We start from the raw sequence: 19,062 nt of genomic DNA on the forward strand, positions 1-19,062 counted from the left end.
GACTCCCGGCACCCCGTCCCCTACAGGAGTTCGAGCGCTCCGCTCAGCACGCCGCGGAGCTTCTGCTCGATCTCGTCGAAGTGCTCCTGGCCGCAGATCAACGGCGGGGAGAGCTGGATGACGGGGTCGCCGCGGTCGTCGGCGCGGCAGTAGAGGCCGGCGTCGTACAACGCCTTGGAGAGGTAGCCGCGGAGCAGGCGCTCGGACTCGTCCTCGTTGAAGGTCTCCTTGGTGGCCTTGTCCTTCACGAGCTCGATGCCGTAGAAGAAGCCGTCGCCGCGGACGTCGCCGACGATGGGGAGGTCGAGCAACTTCTCCAGGGTGGCGCGGAAGTCACCCTCGCGGGCACGGACACCTTCGTTGATGCCTTCGGTCTCGAAGATCTCGAGGTTCTTCAACGCCACCGCGGTCGAGACGGGGTGGCCCCCGAAGGTGTAGCCGTGGGCGAACATCTCCGCGCCGTGCGCGAACGGCTCGTACAGCCGGTCGCTGGCGATCATCGCGCCGAGCGGTGCGTAGCCGGACGTGATGCCCTTCGCGCAGGTGATGATGTCGGGCTGGTAGCCGTAGCGCTCGGCGCCGAACATGTGGCCGAGCCGCCCGAATGCGCAGATCACTTCGTCGGAGACCAGCAGGACGTCGTACTGGTCGCAGATCTCGCGGACCCGCTGGAAGTAGCCGGGAGGCGGCGGGAAGCAGCCGCCAGCGTTCTGCACCGGCTCGAGGAAGACCGCGGCCACCGAGTCGGGGCCTTCGTTCTCGATCTGTACGGCGATCTGGTCCGCGGCCCAGCGGCCGAACGCCTCCGGGTCGCCACCGTCGGCCTGGAAGCGCTCGGGCGCGCGGTAGAAGTTGGTGTTCGGCACCCGGAAGGTCGACGGGACCAGCGGTTCGAACTGCTGCTTGAGGCCGGGCAGCCCGGTGATCGAGAGGGCACCGTGGGTGGTGCCGTGGTAGGCGATGGTCCGCGAGATCACCTTGTGCTTCATCGGCTTGCCGACGAGCTTGAAGTAGTTCTTGGCGAGCTTCCAGGCGGACTCGACGGCCTCGCCACCACCCGAGGTGAAGAAGACCCGGTTGAGGTCGCCGGGCGCGTAACTGGCGACCTTCGCGGCCAGCTCGATGGCGGTGGGGTGCGCGTAGGACCACAGCGGGAAGAACGCGAGCTCCGAGGCCTGCTTCGCCGCGACCTCGGCCAGGTCCGTGCGCCCGTGCCCGAGCTGGCTGACGAACAACCCGCCGAGGGCGTCGAGGTACTTCCGCCCGTGGGCGTCCCAGATGTAGGCGCCATCGCCCCGCACGATCACGGGCACCTCCGCCGTGTCGTACGACGACATGCGGGTGAAGTGCATCCAGAGGTGGTCGCGGGCGGACTTCTGGAGGGCTGCGTGCTGTTCGGAGTCGTGGGCCACCCGCCCATCTTGACTCGTTCGGCCGCAGCGGGCAAGTGAATCCGTCGCCAGTTCACTCAATCGCAACGGATTTCGTTGCTTGAGCGCTTCCCCGCGGCGGAGATGCTGGCTAGGCTCGCGGCCATGAGCACCCTGCGGAACCTGATCAACGGCGAACTCGTCGACGCGGCCTCGGGCGCCACCTACGAGGTCGTGAACCCCGCCACGGGGGCGGCGTACGCGAGCGCGCCCGCAAGCGAGGCCGAGGACGTCGACCGGGCGATGCGCGCGGCCGATGCCGCCTTCGAGGTCTGGGGCGACACGACCCCGCGCGAGCGCCAGGAGGCGTTGCTCCGCATCGCGCAGGCACTGGAGGACCGGGCGGACGAGTTCGTCCGCGTGGAGTGCGAGAACACCGGCAAGCCGCTCGGGCTGACGGCCGAGGAGGAGTTGCCGCCCAGCGTCGACGAACTGCGCTTCTTCGCCGGTGCCGCGCGCGTGCTCGAGGGCCGCAGCGCGGGCGAGTACCTCAAGGACCACACGTCGTGGGTCCGCCGTGAACCGATCGGCGTCGTCGCCCAGGTGACACCGTGGAACTACCCCCTGATGATGGCGATCTGGAAGATCGCCCCCGCGCTCGCCGCCGGCAACACGGTGGTCCTCAAGCCCAGTGACACCACCCCGGCGAGCACCGTGCTGCTCGCCGAACTGGCGAGCGAGTTCCTGCCGCCCGGCACCCTCAACGTCGTGTGCGGCAACCGCGACACCGGACGCGCACTGATCGAGCACCCGACCCCGCAACTGGTCGCGATCACCGGCTCCGTGCGGGCGGGCTCCGAGGTGGCCGCCTCTGCAGCGACCGACCTCAAGCGGGTCCACCTCGAGCTCGGCGGCAAAGCCCCGGTTGTCGTCTTCGACGACGCGGACATCGCCGCTGCGGTGGAGTCGATCGCGACCGCCGGCTACTTCAACGCCGGCCAGGACTGCACCGCGGCCACCCGCGTGCTCGTCGCCGACGGCATCCACGATGAGTTCGTCGCCGCCCTCGCCGAGCAGGCGCGCAACACCCGCACCGGAATGCCCGACGACGCCGACGTCCTCTACGGCGCCCTGAACAACCCCGACCAGCTCGCCCGGGTCAGCGGCATGGTCGACCGCCTCCCCGACCACGCCTCGATCAACGCGGGCGGGGCACGCGCCTTGGTGACCGGCGGCGAAGGTGGCTACTTCTACGAACCCACTGTCGTCTCGGGCCTGCGCCAGGACGACGAAGCGGTCCAGCACGAGATCTTCGGCCCGGTGATCACCGTCCAGCGGTTCGGCGACGAGGCCGAGGCGCTCCGCTTCGCCAACGGCGTCCAGTACGGCCTGTCCTCCAGCGTCTGGACCAAGGACCACGGCCGCGCCCTGCGGATGTCACGCAAGCTCGACTTCGGCGTGGTCTGGATCAACACCCACATCCCGTTCGTCTCTGAGATGCCGCACGGCGGGTTCAAGCACTCCGGCTACGGCAAGGACCTGTCGATGTACGGCCTGGAGGACTACACGCGGATCAAGCACGTCATGTCCTACATCGGCCCCGCCGGTGGTTGAGGTGCGACGAGCGCAGCGAGGAGCCTCGAAACCATGAGGATCCTGCTGGTCGGAGCCGGCGGCGTCGGCGGTGCCTTCGCGGCCATCGCCGCCCGCCGCGACTTCTTCGAGGCCATCGTCGTCGCCGACTACGACCTCGCTCGCGCAGAGAAGGCCGCAGCCACCGACGAGCGGTACGTCACCGCGCAGGTCGACGCCTCCTCGGCGGAGTCCGTCACCGCGCTCTGCAGAGCCCACGCCATCACGCACGTGATGAACGCCGTCGACCCGGTGTTCAACATGGCCATCTTCAACGGGGCGTTCGCGGCCGGTGCCGACTACCTCGACATGGCAATGTCATTGTCGAAGCCCCACCCCGAGACGCCGTACGAGAAGACGGGGGTGAAGCTCGGCGACGAACAGTTCGCCGTGGCCGCCGACTGGGAGACCGCCGGCCGGCTGGCCCTGGTCGGGATGGGCGTCGAGCCCGGCCTGTCGGACGTCTTCGCGCGGTACGCCGCCGACCACCTGTTCTCCGAGATCGACGAGCTCGGCACCCGCGACGGCGCCAACCTCGTGGTCACCGACGAGGCCGGCAACGAGATCTTCGCGCCGTCCTTCTCGATGTGGACCACGATCGAGGAATGCCTCAACCCGCCGGTGATCTGGCAGGGCGGTGCCTGGCACACCACTGCGCCGTTCAGCGAACCGGAGATCTTCGACTTCCCCGAGGGCATCGGGCCGGTCGAATGCGTCAACGTCGAGCACGAGGAGGTGCTCCTCATGCCGCGCTGGATCGACTGCAAACGGGCCACCTTCAAGTACGGACTCGGCGAGGAGTTCATCACCATCCTCAAGGTGCTGCACACGCTCGGCCTCGACCGCACCGAGAAGGTGAAGGTGAAGGCCAGCGGTGGGTTCTGTGAGGTCAGCCCCCGCGACGTCGTGGCCGCCGTGCTGCCCGACCCGGCGACGGTCGGGCCACGAATGACGGGCAAGACCTGCGCCGGCCTGTGGGTGACGGGTACGGGCAAGGACGGCAGCCCGCGGTCGACGTACCTCTTCCACGTGGTCGACAACGAGCAGACCATGGCGGAATACGGCCACCAGTGCGTGGTCTGGCAGACCGCGATCAACCCGGTGATCGCGCTCGAGCTGCTGGCCACCGGCGTGTGGCAGGGCGCTGGCGTGCTGGGGCCAGAGGCGTTCGACGCCGTGCCCTTCCTTGACCTGCTCACCGCCTACGGTTCGCCGTGGGGCCAGCGGGAGCAATGACCACGCATCCCGCGCACGCACGGGCCGACGCGGCGGCTCCGCGTCCGCTGTGGCTCGACACTCCCCTCCGCCCGGCTGCCCGGCCCTCCGTGGGCGACCAGGTCGTCGACCTCCTCGTCATCGGCGGCGGCTTCACCGGGCTCTGGACGGCGTTGCGGGCCAAGGAGCGCGACCCGGACCGGTCGGTGCTCCTGGTCGAACGCGACCGGATCGCCGAACACGCGACCGGTCGCAACGGCGGGTTCTGCGAGGCCAGCCTGACCCATGGCGAGGCCAACGGGAGGGACCGCTGGCCCGACGAGTACGACGAACTGGAACGCCTCGGCCAGGAGAACCTCGACCAGATCGAGGAGACCGTACGACGCCACGGAATCGACTGTGACTTCCGCCGGTCCGGGCAGCTCGAGGTCGCCACCCGACCGCACGAAGTGGACCTGCTCGAGCCCGACGTCGACGGGTTCCTCGACGCGGACGCCGTACGCACGCTGCTCGACTCCCCCACGTACCTCGCCGGGCGGCTCGATGCCGAGGGCTGCGCGATGGTCGATCCGGCCCGGCTGGCCTGGGGCCTGGCCGATGCCGCCGAGACCCTGGGCGTCCGGATCGCCGAGAACACGGCGGTCACCCGGATGCGTCGCCGCGGTGAACTGGTTGAGGTCCGCACCCCCCACGGCACGATCCGGGCCCGGCAGGTGGCCCTGGCGACCAACGTCTTCACCTCGCTGTTGCGGCGCCTCGGCCAGCGGGTCGTGCCGGTCTACGATCACGTGCTCGCGACCGAGCCGTTGTCGCCGGAGCAACTCGAATCGCTCGGCTGGACTGATCGCTTCGGCGTGGCCGACAGCGGCAACCTCTTCCACTACTACCGGCTCACCGAGGACAACCGGATCCTGTGGGGCGGTTACGACGCCGTCTACCACTTCGGCAAGGGCATCGACGCCAGCCACGAACAGCGCCCGGAAACACACCGGTTGCTGGCCGAGCACTTCTTCACGACCTTCCCCCAACTCGAGGGACTGGGCTTCTCCCACCGCTGGGGAGGCGTGATCGACACCTGCTCGCGGTTCTGTGCCTTCTTCGGCCTGGCCCACCAGGGCCGCGTGGCCTACGCGACCGGCTTCACTGGCCTGGGAGTGGGCGCCTCCCGGTTCGCCGCCGACGTGATGCTCGACCTGCTCGACGGTCGTCCCACCGAGCGCACCCGGCTCGCCATGGTGCGCGAGAAGCCGGTGCCCTTCCCGCCGGAGCCCTTCGCGTGGATCGGAATCCAGCTCACCCGGTGGGCGTCGGCCCGCGCCGACGTGACCGGACGGCGCAACCTGTGGCTGCGCACCCTGGACCGCTGGGGCCTGGGCTTCGATTCCTGACGCGGCGACCGCGGGAACTTCCACCGTTCCGCCTCCAGATGACCCCCACCGGGACTAACGTCCCGACCAGAAGGGGGCCTCGTGATGATGCGATTCCTGGCGCGCCTGGTGGCGGCAATCCTGTTCCTCACCCTGGCGGTCGACGCCACGGCGGCGGAGGCGGCCACCCGACCGTCCGCACCGCGGGCGGTGAAGGCAACGCCTGGCAATCAGGCGGTCAAGGTCAGTTGGGTCGTACCCGCCTCGAACGGCGGCGCGGCCATCGACCGGTACGCCGTCCAGCGACGGGCCAGTACGACGGCATCGTGGGTGACGGTGAAGTTCACGACCGGCTCCGCGCGGTCGTGGACGAACACGGGTCTGACCAACGGCAAGAAGTACTACTTCCGCGTCCTCGCCCACAACCGGCGCGGGTACGGCACGGCCAGCACGACGGTGGCCGCGACGCCACGCACTGTCCCCTTGTCGCCGCGCAACCCCGCTGCGACCACGCGCCTCCTGAGTTTCAGTACGGGCTGGGATGCGCCGACCAGCAACGGTGGCGCACCCATCGACTTCTACCTCGTCGAGATCTCCACCGACGGCGCTGTGTGGACCACGCCGAAGAAGTGGCGTCCGGGTATCGACACCGCCGCGCCGCTGTTCACCGGCCTCATCGGAGGCGATCAGTACTACTTCCGCATCCGCGCCCACAATGCCGCGGGTTACAGCGTCGGGACCGGCGCTGGCCCCTACCGTGCTCACACCACCCCCAACGCCGTTACTGGGCTGAACGCAGTGGCCGGCAACGGGCAAGTGACATTGACCTGGACGGCACCCGGCAGCGACCTCGCCAATACGGGTGTCCCGGCTGCGTCGACGTACAAGGTCGAGAAGAGCACCGACGGTGGCACGAACTGGACTTCGGCAGGGCCGAACACCAGCAGCACGTCGTACACCGCCACCAGCCTGACCAACGGGACGGCCTACAAGTTCCGCGTCACGGCGGGAACGAACATCACGAACCTGCCGTTCGGACCTGCGACAGAGACGACAGCGACAACACCGATCGGCGCACCGACCCCACCCCTGAACCTCACCCTGAACTGGCGCCTGGATGAGGGCAACGTCCTCGCCTGGGATGCGCCGGAGTCCGATGGCGGCATCGACCTCACCCGATACGTCGTGGAGTACTGGACCGATCCAGAGGACCGGGACACGTTCACGACTGGGGACGGATCCACCCTCGAGACAACCGTCGACGCAGCAGCACTCGACCACAACTTCCGGGTGAAGGCCTGCAACGGTCCGGACGAGATCGACTGCAGTCCGTACTCGGCGACCATCGGTCCGATTCCCGGTGGGGTCCAGAGCCTCGACGCCGTGGACACCAGCGATGACACCGCCGCGAGCGTGACCCTCGGCTGGGACACCCCCGCCGGTGCCACCCCCGACGACTACACGGTCTCGCGGACCACCGATGTGGCCGCAACACCTGAAGACACCACCTGGACGGTGTTCGCTCCCACCGCCGACACGACCTATGTCGACGAGACCGCCGACTACGGGACCACCTACAAGTACCGAGTCGTGGCGAACGGCGCCAACGGCTCGGGCACGTGGGTGTTCGACGAGGTCACCACACGGCCCCAGTACGTCCTGAGCACGTCGCATTCGGCGATCCAGGTGACCGAAGGTGGGGCCGGCGGTTCCTTCCAGGTGACCCTCGACCCGGTGGTCCAGAACGACACCGTGATCCAGGTGTCGACGTCGGACTCCGACGTGGCGGTTCCCACGACGTCAACGGTCACCATTCAGGCAGGGCAGTCGTCAGCCAGCGTGACCATCAACGGTGTCGCGGACGCGAACCTGACCAACGAGCCGGCGATCATCACACTCACCTACGGCACCCAGACGAAGCAGGTCACCGTCACCGTGAACGACGACGACACCCAGGCGCTCGTCCTGACCGACGACACGGTGACCATGACGGAGAGTGGCAGCCAGATCGTCGACGTGTCCCTCGCCTTCCAGCCGACCAGCAACGTCACGGTCAACGTCGGCTCCAGCGACACGGACACCGCCACCGTCGGGCCCAGCACGTTGACCTTCACACCGGGGAACTGGAACGTCCCCCAGTCGGTGACGATCAACGGGGTGGCGGCTGGGCTCGCCACGGTCTCGCTGTCGTCCGCCAGTGCGCCGACCGCGACGGTCGATGTCACCGTCGAGGCACCTTAGGTACGGCGCAGCTTCCGTCGTACGAAGGAGTACGGAAGCACGCAGAACGGCAGCCCGAGCCCCAGCAGGATCAGGGGTAGACCGAGCGAGCGGCTGTAGAGCTCGTCGCCGCGAATGGTCGCCGTGACCGTGTCGCCGACCTCGTTGTCGCCGGAGCCCTGGATGGGACCGGTGTGCACCACGCCGTCCTGGGTCCAGCGGGCGGTGCAGTACTGCTTGGAGGCCTTGTAGCCGATGTCGATGTCGCAGTGGAGGACCTCGGCCTCGACCTTCTCCCCGAACTGTCGCTGCCCGAGCAGCCACAGTCCGCTTCCCACCAGCACCAGCGGGAAGATCATGACCACGGCGAGCAGGATGTTCACCACGATCTTCATGGGCAGCGTCTCGGGAGGCTTCTGCACCTCTGTCATGTCCCGAGCATGGCACCGTCGTACGGCACCGGGAATGGCGCGAACGGACTAGGTCCCTCGATAGCATGACGACGATCACCATGACCACGTCCTCCTCGCCTCCGCGCCAGCGCAAGTTGCTGCTCGCTGTGGACGCACCGTCGCTGCTGCACCGCAACCACCACGCGCGGGCACACACCCGGCTCGCCGACCGATCGGGCCGACCTGCGTGGGCGCTGCACGGGATGCTGCGGCAGATCATCGAGTCCATCGACTCGTTCGCTCCGGACGCCGTGATCTTCGGTCTCGACGACCGTGCCGCCTCGCTGCGCCGCGACTTCTACCCCGACTACAAGGCCGGGCGCGCGGAGAAGGACGACCAGCTCGTCGACCAGCTCGACCGCGCCGGGTCGCTCCTCGACGCGCTCGGCCTGGCGACGCTCACTCCCCCGGGCCTCGAGGCCGATGACGTCAACGCTTCGGCCGCCACCTGGGCCGAGGAGAACGACTGGAACTGCGTCATCATCACGTCCGACCGGGACGCGTTCGCCCACATCAGCGACCACACCTCGATCCTGCGGCTCATCGACGGCGGCATCAACGGTTCGCCCCTGCTCACGCCCAGCCGGCTCAGGATCATGTACGGCGTCGCGGCGGAGAACTATCTCGAGTACGCCGCGTTGCGGGGTGATGCCAGTGACAACCTCCCCGGCGTCACCGGCATCGGCGAGAAGTCGGCGTCCGCGCTGCTGTCCCACATGGGCTCCATGCAGGCGGCGTGGGCCGACATCGAGCACAACAACGGCGATGCGCTGCTGGCGGCGTTCGACAGTTGGGCCGAGGAGACGGGCGCCCGCCGGATCGGCGCGAGTCTGCTCAAGCGCCTCACGGCCGACGGTGCGCGCGAGCGCTTCGAGTTCAACGTCCGGATCATGTCCGGGCGCACCGACCTGGACCTCGGCCTCACCCCGGACATCCCGGGTACACCCGGCCTGTTGCCGCTCGACATCGAACGGGTCGAGCGCGTGGTCGGTCACCTCAACATGGAGGCGACGACCGCACTCGCGTTGCGGGTGCTGACCGGCGACCCTGCCTCGATCGGGAGATGATGAACTGATGACCGAGGACGCGCCCGCGCAGGGACTGACAGAGGTGCTCGCCCGGCGCTTCCTCACCACCGATGCCGCCCGGAGCGAGAAGGTCGACCGCTGGCACGGCCGCGGTCGTCGTACGGCCAGGGAGAACATCGCCGATCTGGTCGACGCTGGATCCTTCGTCGAGTACGGCCGCTTCGTCACCCCCGCACAGGAGTCCCGCCGATCGCTCGCGGAACTGGTCGTCGAAGCGCCCGCAGACGGGATCATCGGCGGCACGGCAACGATCGACGGCCACCCCTGCGCGGTCCTGTCCTACGACTACCTGGTGATGGCCGGCACCCAGGGCATGCGCGGGCACCGGAAGTCGGACCGGCTGATCGAGCTGATCGGCCGGATGGGACTACCGACAGTCTTCTTCACCGAGGGCGGCGGCGGTCGTCCCGGCGACACCGACCTGCCTCTCGTGTCCGCACTCGACGTCGGGTCGTTCGCGCTGTGGGGTGAACTCCAGGGCGTGGTTCCGCGGATCGCGGTCGTCTCCGGCCGATGCTTCGCCGGCAATGCGGTGCTGGCCGGATGCGCCGACCTGCGGATCGCCACCCCCGACGCGAACCTCGGCATGGCCGGGCCCGCAATGATCGCCGGGGGCGGCCTGGGCCAGTTCGCCGCCGAGGAGATCGGACCCGCCGACGAGCAGGCTGCCAACGGCGTGCTGGACGTGGTCGTCGACGACGAGGCCGAGGCCGTCGACGTCGTACGACGACTGCTCTCCTGCCTGCGTGGTCCCACCACCGACGCGGCGGGCGACGGGGGCGCCGACGACCAGGACGTCCTGCGCACGCTGCTGCCGGAGAACGACCGTGAGGGTTTCGACGTCCGCCCGGTCATCGAAACCCTTGCCGACACGGACACGCTCACCTGGCTGCGCGAGGGCTGGGCGCCCGAACTGGTGACGGCGATCGGCCGCATCGGTGGCATCCCCGCCGGCTTCGTCGCCAACCAGTCCACGCACCTGGCCGGCGCCCTGACCGCAGACGCATCGGCGAAGGCTGCCGACTTCCTGGAGCTGTGCCAGCGCTGGGAACTGCCGGTGGTCTCCCTGGTCGACACCCCGGGCTTCATGGTCGGTCCCGAGGCCGAACGCACCGGCCTGGTCCGGCACGCCTCGCGGATGGTGACGGCAGGTGCCCTGCTGACCGTGCCCCTGATCGGCGTGGTCCTGCGCCGCGGCTACGGCCTCGGCGCGCAGGCCATGCTCGGCGGCAGCACCCACCGCCCGCTGCTCACCGTGGCCTGGCCGGGCGCGCACCTCGGCGCGATGGGGCTGGAGGGCGCCGTACGGCTGGCGCTGGCGAAGGAGCTGGCCGCGATGCCCGAGCAGGAGCGCGAGGCCGCCGTGGCCGAGCACACCGCCCAGCTCCGCGACCACGCGAAGGCACTGAACGCCGCGCGGATGTTCGAGATCGACGACGTGATCGACCCCGCGGAGACCCGCGCCGTCATCGTCGCGACCTTGCAGCGGGCCGCCCCGCGCGGCTGAGCTACTTGTCGAGCTTCTTCTTGATGAGCCAGGCACCCAGGCCCAGCGCCGCCGCGCCGGCCGCGATGGTGCCCGGCCGGTTCTGCCAGCGGGTGTACTCGTCGGCGACCTGCGGCCAGGCCTCACCGATCACGGCTGCCGCGTCCTCGGGTGTTGCCTTCAGGCCCTCGACCGAGACGGGCGTCCCGAAGACCATCCGCACCTTGCGCGGCAGCGGCCAGCGGCGCTTCTCCGTGCCGGTGATGGTGGTCGGGATCAGCGGCGCACCGGCCTCGATTGCCAGTCGGGCGGCGCCACGCTTCGGCGCACCGAGGCCCTCTTCACGAACCCGGGTGCCCTCGGGGAAGAGGGCGAGCGCGTCGCCGCGGGCCAGGATCGCCCGCGCCGTCTCGAGGGCCTCCTCGTCGGACGAGCCCCGGCGCACCGGGAAGGCACCCAGGCGCAGGAAGATGCCCGCCAGGGGTCCCTCGAAGTGCTCGGCCTTGCCCATGAAGTGCACCGGCCGACGCAGCACGATGGCCACGAAGAACGGGTCCCAGAAGCTCTTGTGGTTGGGCACGATGACGACCGGCCCCTTCTTGGGGACGTTCTCCTTGCCCGTCGCGGTGAAGCCGCACACGATCCGCAGGATCAGCGCCGCGGTGTACTTCACGATCAGGTAGAGCGGTCCGCTCACACCCTTCTCGCGCGCGATCCGGTGGGCTTCTTCGTTCGTCGTCGGCACGAGTGCCATCTTGGCGCGAGCGCCCCGATCCGGCCAGTGGCTCGCCGGATGACCGGCGAAAGGCTCAGTGGATGAGGTCGCGCCAGTTCAGCGGTACGGCGCCCCGCGGGCCCGGCGCGGGCTGGTCCTCGGGGTGCGCCGTCGGTTCCGCGAGCGGCGGGCCGTCGTAGTAGTCCTCGGCCACGTAGTCCCAGAACCAGTTCTCGCCCGGTTCGAACGTCTGGACCAGTTGATGACCGGTCTGCTTGAAGTGCGCGGTCGCGTGCTGCCCGGGCGACGAGTCGCAGCAACCCACGTGGCCACAGGCGGCACACCGACGCAGGTGCACCCACCAGCCACTCAACTCGGAACACTCCTGGCAGCCGGTCCCGCTGGGCGCTGCGTCGACGTCGATGGCCGGGTTCTGGTCGCTGGTCACAGCGCGACGCTAACCGGGCACGCGCGTCGACACCACCCCTTCGGTCCAGCGCCTACGCTCGTGCCGTGGAGCCTCTCGGCCAGTACCCCGATCCGATCCATGTCGTCGCGCACCTCAGCGATCCGCACCTGCTCGCCAGCTCGCTGCAGTACGGCGTCGTGGACACCGCCGCGCACCTGGAACGCGCGCTCGAGCGGCTGGCCCGGTTGCCGATGCCGCCGCAGGCGCTCGTGTTCACGGGCGACCTGGCGGACAAAGCCGAGCCGGCGGCGTACACGAAGTTGCGCGAGATCGTGGAGCCGGCGGCCGAGGCACTCGGCGCCGAAGTCGTGTGGGTGATGGGCAATCACGACGAACGGGAGGTCTACTCGCGCGAGCTCTTCGGTGCGGAGAGCGACGCGCCGCAGGACCGCGTCCACGACATCAACGGCCTGCGCATCGTCGCCCTCGACACCAGCGTCCCGGGCTGGCACCACGGCGAACTCTCCGACGACCAACTCGCTTGGCTGACCGACGTCCTCACCGAACCGGCCCCGCACGGCACGCTGCTCGCGATGCACCACGCACCGATCCCGGTGCCGATGTTGCGCCTGGCCGAGCTGATCGAGTTGCACGACCAGGAGCGGCTTGCTGCCGTGGTGGCCGGGACGGACGTGCGCGGGATCCTCGGCGGCCACTTCCACTTCACGTCGTTCTCGACGTTCGCGGGCGTGCCGGTCTCGGTGGCCTCGGCGACGTGCTACACCTCCGAGGTCTTGCCGAACCAGCGCCTGCTCTCCGGCGTCGACGCGAGCCAGGCCTTCACGATGCTCCACCTCTACGAGGACCGCATCGTGCACTCCGTCGTTCCGGCCATGGACGGCCCGGAGGTCACCGGTCACGGTCTGGAGATGCTGGCGCCGTTCAACGCGATGACGCCCGCGGAGCGCTTCGACATGGTGTCGCGCAAGGACTCCCTGCTGAACCGGCCCACCGGCGACTGACGAGGGTCAGCGCCACGCCCGGCGCACGGGCATCTCGGCCGCGCGATCCCAGCCCGTGCCGAGTTGGCGACCCGACAACTCGTCCCACCGCAGTCGGATCCACACGTCGTCCTCGCGTCGCAGCCAGCGGGGTGGCCCCGGGACGTGGCGCTCTGTCTCGGTCCGTTCCACGCCGGACACCCGCTCGCCGTATCCACGAGCAACCACGGACCAGCCGTGGCCCCGCTCGTAGTCGACGTCGTCGACCTCGAACAACAACACCGCGCCGTCGGCGTACCGATCGAGCATCGTGCCCGCCGCGGTGCGCGCGAGAACGGCGTCGTCGACCGTGACGTAATTGACCGGAAAGACCTCGACCTCGCGAGGTCCGGCCAACATGACCAGGCGCCCGAAGACCCCGGACCGCAACAGGTCCTCGCACTCGTCTGTCGTCAGATCCGTCATTGCAGGCATGGGGCCATCCTCTGCGCGGAGGGGCCCCGGCGACAGGGCCGAAAGTCCCTCGGCGCAAGGCCTCACCTCCCTCGCCAGGTCCACGTCAAGACGGAGGAGTTGGACCGTCGCCTTCTCGACGACGCGGCACTGTCCAGGTGAGCGCGGTGCCCTGGCCGGGCGCCGAATCGACGGCCAGTGTCCCCCCGCGCTGCTCGGCCCGGACCCGGATGTTGGCCAGCCCGCTCTCCGAGCCGGTGCCCGAGATGCCGCGGCCGTCATCGCGCACCGTGAGCACCACGTCGTGCCCGCTCACGTCGACGACCACCTCGATGGCGTTCGCCTCCGCATGTCGAGTGGCGTTGGACAACCCCTCGGCGAGAACGGCCAGCAGGTCAGGGGCGAGGTCGGCCGTGACCAGGGTCCGGACCGGCCCCTCGAACCGGAGCGAGGGCCGGAAACTCAGCGTCGACGCAGCCCGGTCGACCAGACGTGTGACCTCGGCCTGCACGTCACCCGCCGTGTCGAGGGAACTGAGTCCGAAGATCGCCCGACGGATGTCCTTGATCGTGGCGTCGAGATCATCGACGGCCTGGTCGAGGCGGGCCGCGACCTCCGGCCGGTCCACGAGTCGGGTCGCCCCCTGCAGCCCCAACCCGACAGCGAACAGTCGCTGGATGACCAGGTCGTGGAGGTCACGACCGATCCGGTCGCGGTCCTCGAAGACCGCGAGCAGACGCCGGTCCTCCCGGGCCTCCGCGAGCTGGAGCGACAACGAGGTCTGTTCGGCGTACGACGTGACCAACTGCTGGTCGAGCGCGTGGTAGCGGTCCTCCTGCTGCCAGGACCACCCGAGGAACAGGGACCCCTTCGCTCGCGACGAGGAGTTCAACGGCACCTCGAGCACCGGACCGAGATCCGGCGACCCCGGCTCGCCAGCGACGACCTCGAGCGCGTCGTCGACCACCCAGGCAGAGTCCGCACCCGAGATCTCGCGGGCCCGGTTCACGACGATCTCGAGCGGATCCCGGCAGGCCGGGTCCGAGAGCAGGGCGGCCACCTCGGCGGTGGCCCTCGCCCAGACCTCGCGGGTGGTGGTCTCCTCGTACAGACGGGCGTTCTCGATCGCAACACCGGCCGCCGCCGCGAGGGCGATCACGATCTCCTCGTCCTCGGTGGTGAAGTCACCGTCACCGATCTTCTCCGTCAGGTAGAGGTTCCCGAAGATCCGGTCCCGGATCCGGACCGGCACCCCGAGGAACGAGCTCATCGGCGGGTGGTTCGGGGGAAAGCCGTACGACGCCGGGTGCTCGGCGATGTCGTGGAGGCGCAGCGGTTCGGGTCGGTCGATGATCGACCCCAGCAGCCCGTGTCCCGTCGGCAGTTCGCCGATCTGGACGGCGAGTTCGTCGGAAATACCGTGGTGGATGAACGTGCGCAGACGACGCTGGTTGCCGGCGCTGAGAACCCCGAGAGCGGCGTACTGTGCACCGGCCAGTCGGCTCGCGATCGCCACGATCCGCGACAGCACGCCATCGAGACTGAGGTCAGCCGAGATGGTGACGACCGCGTCCAGCAACAACTGGAGTCGGGCCTGTTGGTCCAGTGCGTCGTGCATGCGGTCGAGCACGGCTCGAACCAGGTCCTCGAAGTCGACCGCCTCGAGATCGGTCCGTTCGGGGACTTCTCCGCGGTCTTCGCCGGTCAGGTCCATCGTCACCGCTCCATCCCTGCTGCTTCGTTCCGCACGCTAGCAGCGCGCCGACCAGCAGGGGGCCGAAAGACCCGAAGCAACAGGCACCCGGACCCTGCCCGGCGGATGGCTTCGCGGCCGAGAATCGTTCCATGTCCCAGGAACTGATCTCCCCGGAAACCGACGTACAGCCCGGACGACTCGTCGTCCTCAGCGACGCGGAGTGCTGGGACCTGGTCCGGAGCCGACCCGTCGGCAGGGTGGCGTGGTCCGGGGTCGACGGCGTGTCCGTGGTGCCGGTGAACTACGCCGTCGTGGACGGGCAGATCCTGCTCCGCACCACGCCGTACTCCCTCTTGGCCCGCGACTGCCCTAACCGCGAGGTCGCGTTCGAGGTCGACGACCTGGACGAAACTGTCCACGGCGGCTGGAGCGTCCTGCTTCGGGGACGCTGCGAGCGTGAGGAACGCCTGTCGGAAGGCAAGGCGCCGTGGGTCACCGGACCCCGCATCCTCGGGATGCGCATCGACGTCCGGTCGGTGTCTGGGCGGCGTGTGGAACCGCCGTCCAGGCACTGACCGGCAACCCTGGCCAGTCGTCAATCGTCAATCGTCGGTCGTCAGTCGGGAGTCCCGGACGTGTTCCTGACGGCGTAGATCGCCGCCTGCGTCCTGCTGGACATGCCCAGCTTCGCGAGCAGCGACGAGACGTAGTTCTTGACCGTCTTCTCGGCCAGACTCAACTCGCGGGCAATCTGCCGGTTGGTCAGGCCTTCGCCGATCAGGTCGAGAATTCGGCTCTCCTGATCCGTCAGCGAATCAAGTTCCTTGTTGACCGGCGGCCCCGAGCGAATCCGTTCCAGGACCTGCGCCGTCACCATCGGATCGAGGGTCGACTGGCCGGCCGCGACCCGGCGCACCATGTCGAGCAGGTCGTTGCCCCGCACCTGCTTCAGGACGTACCCCGCGGCGCCCGCCATGATCGCGGAGAACAGCGCGTCATCGTCGTCGTACGACGTCAGGATGAGTGCCGCGATCGACGGATCCACGGACCGCACGTCGCGGCACACGTCAATGCCGGAGCCGTCCGGGAGCCGGGCATCCAGGATGGCCACGTCCGGACGCAGCGCCGGGATCCGGCTGGTTGCTTCGACCGCTGAATCGGACTCCCCCACCACGACGATGTCCCCCTCGCTCTGCAGGAGGTCGCGGATCCCGCGCCGGATCATCTCGTGGTCGTCGAGGAGGTAGACCCGGATCTGCTGCGGGACCGAAGGGCTTGTCTCATCACTCACGCTTCCAAGGTAGCCCCGATTCAGTGGGTTGGAAGCAGGACCGTGCGCCCCGCACCGGGAAGGACCTTCGGCCCTGCCGGAACCACCGACGAGCGGTCATCGTGAGAAGACCATCAGGAGGAGCATCCATCGTGACCCAGGTACGCACCGCACGCGTCGACCATGCGCCAGCCGCTGTGGTCGAGCGACTGGTCGCCCTCGCTGGCCTCGCGCCGAGCGTCCACAACACCCAGCCCTGGCTGTGGGAGTACGTCGACCAGCGCCTCACCCTCCATGCCGATCACCGGCGCCAGCTGGCGGCCGAGGACCCGTCCGGTCGGAATCTCACCATCAGTTGCGGCGCCGCACTCCACCATCTGGAGTTCGCGGCCAGCGCACTCGGCTGGGAGACAGCGGTGCATCACCTGCCGGTGCCCTCGGACCGTGGGGTCCTGGCCGAGGTGGTGGTGGGGCGCACCGGCCCCCATCCGGTCGATGCCGAGGCCATCCGTCTCCTGCGTGAGCGATGCACTGATCGCCGACGCTTCACTGCCTGGCCGGTGCCCGGTGATCGGCTCGACACCCTGTGCCGGACGGCCGCACTCTGGGGGGCTGAGGCGCAGGCCGTCACCGATGAGGCGTCCCGGTTCCGTCTCGAACTCCTGGCGAACCAGGCGCTGACGACGATGGAGTTCGACCGGCAACAACGCGCCGAGCAGGACAGCTGGATCGATCGCGCCGACGCCGCGGGCATCCCCCACGCCCTGCTCCCGCATCACCCTGATCCGCTTCAGGCCCGCTCCCGCTTCCAGCCGGGGCTCCTCGAGGATGCTCGCCTCGCGCTGCACGGCTGCGACCGCGTCATCGCCATCGGCAGTGCTGCCGACGACGTCGAAGGGTGGATCGTTGCCGGCCAGGCTCTCAGTGCGGTGTGGCTGGAGGCGGCGCGACAAGGCCTGTCGGTCGTCCCCATGAGCCAGCCGATCGAGGATGCCGACGCTCGCGCCGAGATCACCCGGGACGTCCTCGGCAGCGCGTTCGTTCCCCACATCCTGCTGCGGGTGGGATGGCAAGCAATGGGCCGACGCGAACTCGCACGCACCCCGCGGCGTCCGCTGCAGGAGGTACTGAACCACCGTGCGCTCCGGGGGGCCAAAGGTCCCGACGGAGCGGGGATTCCGACCGTGGGCGAGGCGCAGTCCGGTCCCTAGCGTGGTTGAAGTCAGCCCCCGCCTGCGCCAGGAGTTCCCGTGGATCCGACCGACATCGCGAGGTGGCAGTTCGCCATCACGACCGTCTATCACTTCCTCTTCGTCCCGATCACCATTGGACTGTCGGCGATCATTGCTGGCTACGAGATCACCTGGCTGCGGACCGGCAATGAGATGTGGCTTCGCCTGACGAAGTTCTTCGGGAAGCTCTTCCTGATCAACGTCGCGATCGGGATCGTCACCGGCATCGTGCAGGAGTTCCAGTTCGGCATGAACTGGAGCGACTACTCCCGCTTCGTCGGGGACGTCTTCGGTGCACCGCTCGCCGTCGAAGGCCTGCTCGCGTTCTTCCTGGAGTCGACCTTCCTCGGACTCTGGATCTTCGGCTGGGACCGGCTGCCCCCGAAGCTCCACGCCGCCTGCATGGTGCTCTTCCACATCGGCACCCTGCTGTCGTCGTACTTCATCCTGGCGGCCAACTCGTGGATGCAGAACCCGGTCGGGTTCGCCTACAACCCAGAGACCGGCCGGGCGGAGATGAACGACTTCGCCGCCGTCATGTTCAACAAGGTGCAGCTCGTGACGTTCCCCCACGTCGTGCTGTCGGCCTACATGACCGGCGCCGCGTTCGTGGTCGGCATCGCCCTGTGGCACCTGCGGCGGGCGACGACGACCACCGATCGCACCATGTATCGCAAGGCGGTCCGCGGCGGCGCCGGCGTCGTGCTCGTTGCTGCTCTCGGCGTCATGATCAGCGGCGACTTCCAGGGCAAGATCATGACCGAGGTGCAGCCGATGAAGATGGCCGCAGCCGAGGGGCTCTACGACACGGAGAACCCTGCGGACTTCTCGCTCTTCCAGCTCGGCACGCTGGATGGTGAGGAGGAGACGTTCGCGGTCAAGATCCCGGGCCTGCTGTCCTACCTCGCCACGGGCGCACCCAAGGGTGAGGTCGAGGGAATCAACCAGCTCCGCGAGCGCTATCAGGAGCAGTACGGCGCCGACCCGGGTGCCGCTTACTACTCCCCCGGCGACTACACCCCCGTCATCCCGCTGACCTACTGGACCTTCCGACTGATGATGGGCCTCGGCATGGCCGGTGCGGTCGTCGCCGCCTGGGTCCTGTGGGCCACCCGCGGAGACCGGTCCCCGCAGGGCCGCAGCGTGCTCGTCGCGGCGATCGCCCTGCCGTTCCTCCCGCTGTTCGCCAACTCCTTCGGCTGGATCTTCACCGAGATGGGTCGCCAACCGTGGGCCGTCTTCGGCCTGATGACGACCGAGCACTCCGTCTCGCCCGGTCTCAGCACCGCCGAGGCCTGGACCTCCCTGCTCGCCCTCACCGCCGTGTACGCCGTCCTCGCAGTCATCGAGATTCGGCTGCTGTTCACGTGGATCGCCAAGGGCGCCGAGACCCTCCCCGCACCCGACGATCCGGCAGGCGACAACGACGACCGTCCGCTCGCCTTCGCCTACTGAC

At 69.0% G+C, this 19,062-nt stretch carries 17 protein-coding genes; 10 read left to right on the forward strand and 7 right to left on the reverse strand.

Going from position 1 to position 19,062, the window contains the following annotated elements; genetic code table 11:
- Positions 1-20 precede the first annotated feature (20 nt).
- Positions 21-1,412 carry an aspartate aminotransferase family protein gene (locus HRC28_RS17790; protein ID WP_182376780.1) on the reverse strand — a complete coding sequence of 464 codons (1,392 nt, stop codon included), beginning with the start codon at positions 1,410-1,412 and terminating at the stop codon, positions 21-23.
- A 123-nt stretch (positions 1,413-1,535) separates the two neighbouring features.
- On the opposite strand from HRC28_RS17790, the gene HRC28_RS17795 reads away from it, so the two are divergent.
- From HRC28_RS17795 to HRC28_RS17810, 4 genes are all read left to right on the forward strand, one after another.
- Complete coding sequence (locus HRC28_RS17795; RefSeq protein ID WP_182376781.1) at positions 1,536-2,984, forward strand: gamma-aminobutyraldehyde dehydrogenase; 1,449 nt, start codon at positions 1,536-1,538, stop codon at positions 2,982-2,984.
- 33 nt (positions 2,985-3,017) lie between these two features.
- Entirely contained in the window at positions 3,018-4,238 is a 1,221-nt protein-coding gene (locus tag HRC28_RS17800) for a saccharopine dehydrogenase C-terminal domain-containing protein (RefSeq protein WP_182376782.1), read from the forward strand.
- Positions 4,235-5,605, forward strand: coding sequence for an FAD-dependent oxidoreductase (locus HRC28_RS17805; protein WP_182376783.1), 1,371 nt, complete (start codon positions 4,235-4,237; stop codon positions 5,603-5,605). Before HRC28_RS17800 ends, HRC28_RS17805 begins: the two co-directional genes overlap by 4 nt.
- 84 nt (positions 5,606-5,689) lie before the next feature.
- The gene (locus tag HRC28_RS17810) at positions 5,690-7,825 is read left to right on the forward strand and encodes a fibronectin type III domain-containing protein (RefSeq protein WP_182376784.1); all 2,136 of its coding nucleotides are present in this window, start codon (positions 5,690-5,692) and stop codon (positions 7,823-7,825) included.
- Here the strand turns inward: HRC28_RS17810 and HRC28_RS17815 are convergent.
- Complete coding sequence (locus HRC28_RS17815; protein WP_182376785.1) at positions 7,822-8,235, reverse strand: hypothetical protein; 414 nt, start codon at positions 8,233-8,235, stop codon at positions 7,822-7,824. The genes HRC28_RS17810 and HRC28_RS17815 overlap by 4 nt on opposite strands.
- A 65-nt stretch (positions 8,236-8,300) precedes the next feature.
- Between HRC28_RS17815 and HRC28_RS17820 the strand changes: the two genes are divergently transcribed.
- The gene (locus HRC28_RS17820; RefSeq protein WP_237111551.1) at positions 8,301-9,323 is read left to right on the forward strand and encodes a 5'-3' exonuclease H3TH domain-containing protein; all 1,023 of its coding nucleotides are present in this window, start codon (positions 8,301-8,303) and stop codon (positions 9,321-9,323) included.
- A 7-nt stretch (positions 9,324-9,330) separates the two neighbouring features.
- Positions 9,331-10,851 carry a carboxyl transferase domain-containing protein gene (locus tag HRC28_RS17825; protein ID WP_182376786.1) on the forward strand — a complete coding sequence of 507 codons (1,521 nt, stop codon included), beginning with the start codon at positions 9,331-9,333 and terminating at the stop codon, positions 10,849-10,851.
- A 1-nt stretch (position 10,852) separates the two neighbouring features.
- Here the strand turns inward: HRC28_RS17825 and HRC28_RS17830 are convergent, their stop codons facing one another.
- On the reverse strand, positions 10,853-11,575 hold the full coding sequence (locus HRC28_RS17830; protein ID WP_182376787.1) for a lysophospholipid acyltransferase family protein: 723 nt from the start codon (positions 11,573-11,575) through the stop codon (positions 10,853-10,855).
- 64 nt (positions 11,576-11,639) lie between these two features.
- Positions 11,640-11,993, reverse strand: coding sequence for a UBP-type zinc finger domain-containing protein (locus HRC28_RS17835; protein WP_202033102.1), 354 nt, complete (start codon positions 11,991-11,993; stop codon positions 11,640-11,642).
- Positions 11,994-12,058: 65 nt separating this feature from the next.
- On the opposite strand from HRC28_RS17835, the gene HRC28_RS17840 reads away from it, so the two are divergent.
- A complete protein-coding gene (locus tag HRC28_RS17840; protein ID WP_182376788.1) occupies positions 12,059-12,976 on the forward strand; it encodes a metallophosphoesterase in 918 nt (305 codons plus the stop codon).
- A 6-nt stretch (positions 12,977-12,982) separates the two neighbouring features.
- Here the strand turns inward: HRC28_RS17840 and HRC28_RS17845 are convergent, their stop codons facing one another.
- Together HRC28_RS17845 and HRC28_RS17850 are read right to left on the reverse strand one after the other, a co-directional pair.
- Positions 12,983-13,429 carry a pyridoxamine 5'-phosphate oxidase family protein gene (locus HRC28_RS17845; protein ID WP_182376789.1) on the reverse strand — a complete coding sequence of 149 codons (447 nt, stop codon included), beginning with the start codon at positions 13,427-13,429 and terminating at the stop codon, positions 12,983-12,985.
- An 85-nt stretch (positions 13,430-13,514) separates the two neighbouring features.
- Positions 13,515-15,122 (reverse strand): GAF domain-containing protein, encoded by a 1,608-nt coding sequence (locus tag HRC28_RS17850; RefSeq protein WP_182380722.1) that lies wholly within the window; start codon positions 15,120-15,122, stop codon positions 13,515-13,517.
- 131 nt (positions 15,123-15,253) lie between these two features.
- Here HRC28_RS17850 and HRC28_RS17855 point away from each other — a divergent pair, with 131 nt between their 5' ends.
- Positions 15,254-15,679 (forward strand): pyridoxamine 5'-phosphate oxidase family protein, encoded by a 426-nt coding sequence (locus tag HRC28_RS17855; RefSeq protein WP_182376790.1) that lies wholly within the window; start codon positions 15,254-15,256, stop codon positions 15,677-15,679.
- A 41-nt stretch (positions 15,680-15,720) separates the two neighbouring features.
- On the opposite strand, the gene HRC28_RS17860 is transcribed toward HRC28_RS17855, so the two are convergent.
- Positions 15,721-16,395 (reverse strand): response regulator transcription factor, encoded by a 675-nt coding sequence (locus HRC28_RS17860; protein ID WP_272902637.1) that lies wholly within the window; start codon positions 16,393-16,395, stop codon positions 15,721-15,723.
- A 131-nt stretch (positions 16,396-16,526) separates the two neighbouring features.
- Here HRC28_RS17860 and HRC28_RS17865 point away from each other — a divergent pair, with 131 nt between their 5' ends.
- Both HRC28_RS17865 and HRC28_RS17870 read left to right on the forward strand, forming a co-directional pair.
- Positions 16,527-17,585, forward strand: coding sequence for a nitroreductase family protein (locus HRC28_RS17865; protein ID WP_182376791.1), 1,059 nt, complete (start codon positions 16,527-16,529; stop codon positions 17,583-17,585).
- Positions 17,586-17,624: 39 nt separating this feature from the next.
- A complete protein-coding gene (locus HRC28_RS17870) occupies positions 17,625-19,061 on the forward strand; it encodes a cytochrome ubiquinol oxidase subunit I (RefSeq protein ID WP_182376792.1) in 1,437 nt (478 codons plus the stop codon).
- The last annotated feature ends 1 nt before the right edge of the window (position 19,062 follow it).

Origin of the sequence: Nocardioides sp. WS12, from assembly GCF_014108865.1 — a bacterium.
In the GTDB taxonomy this organism is placed as follows: domain Bacteria; phylum Actinomycetota; class Actinomycetes; order Propionibacteriales; family Nocardioidaceae; genus Nocardioides.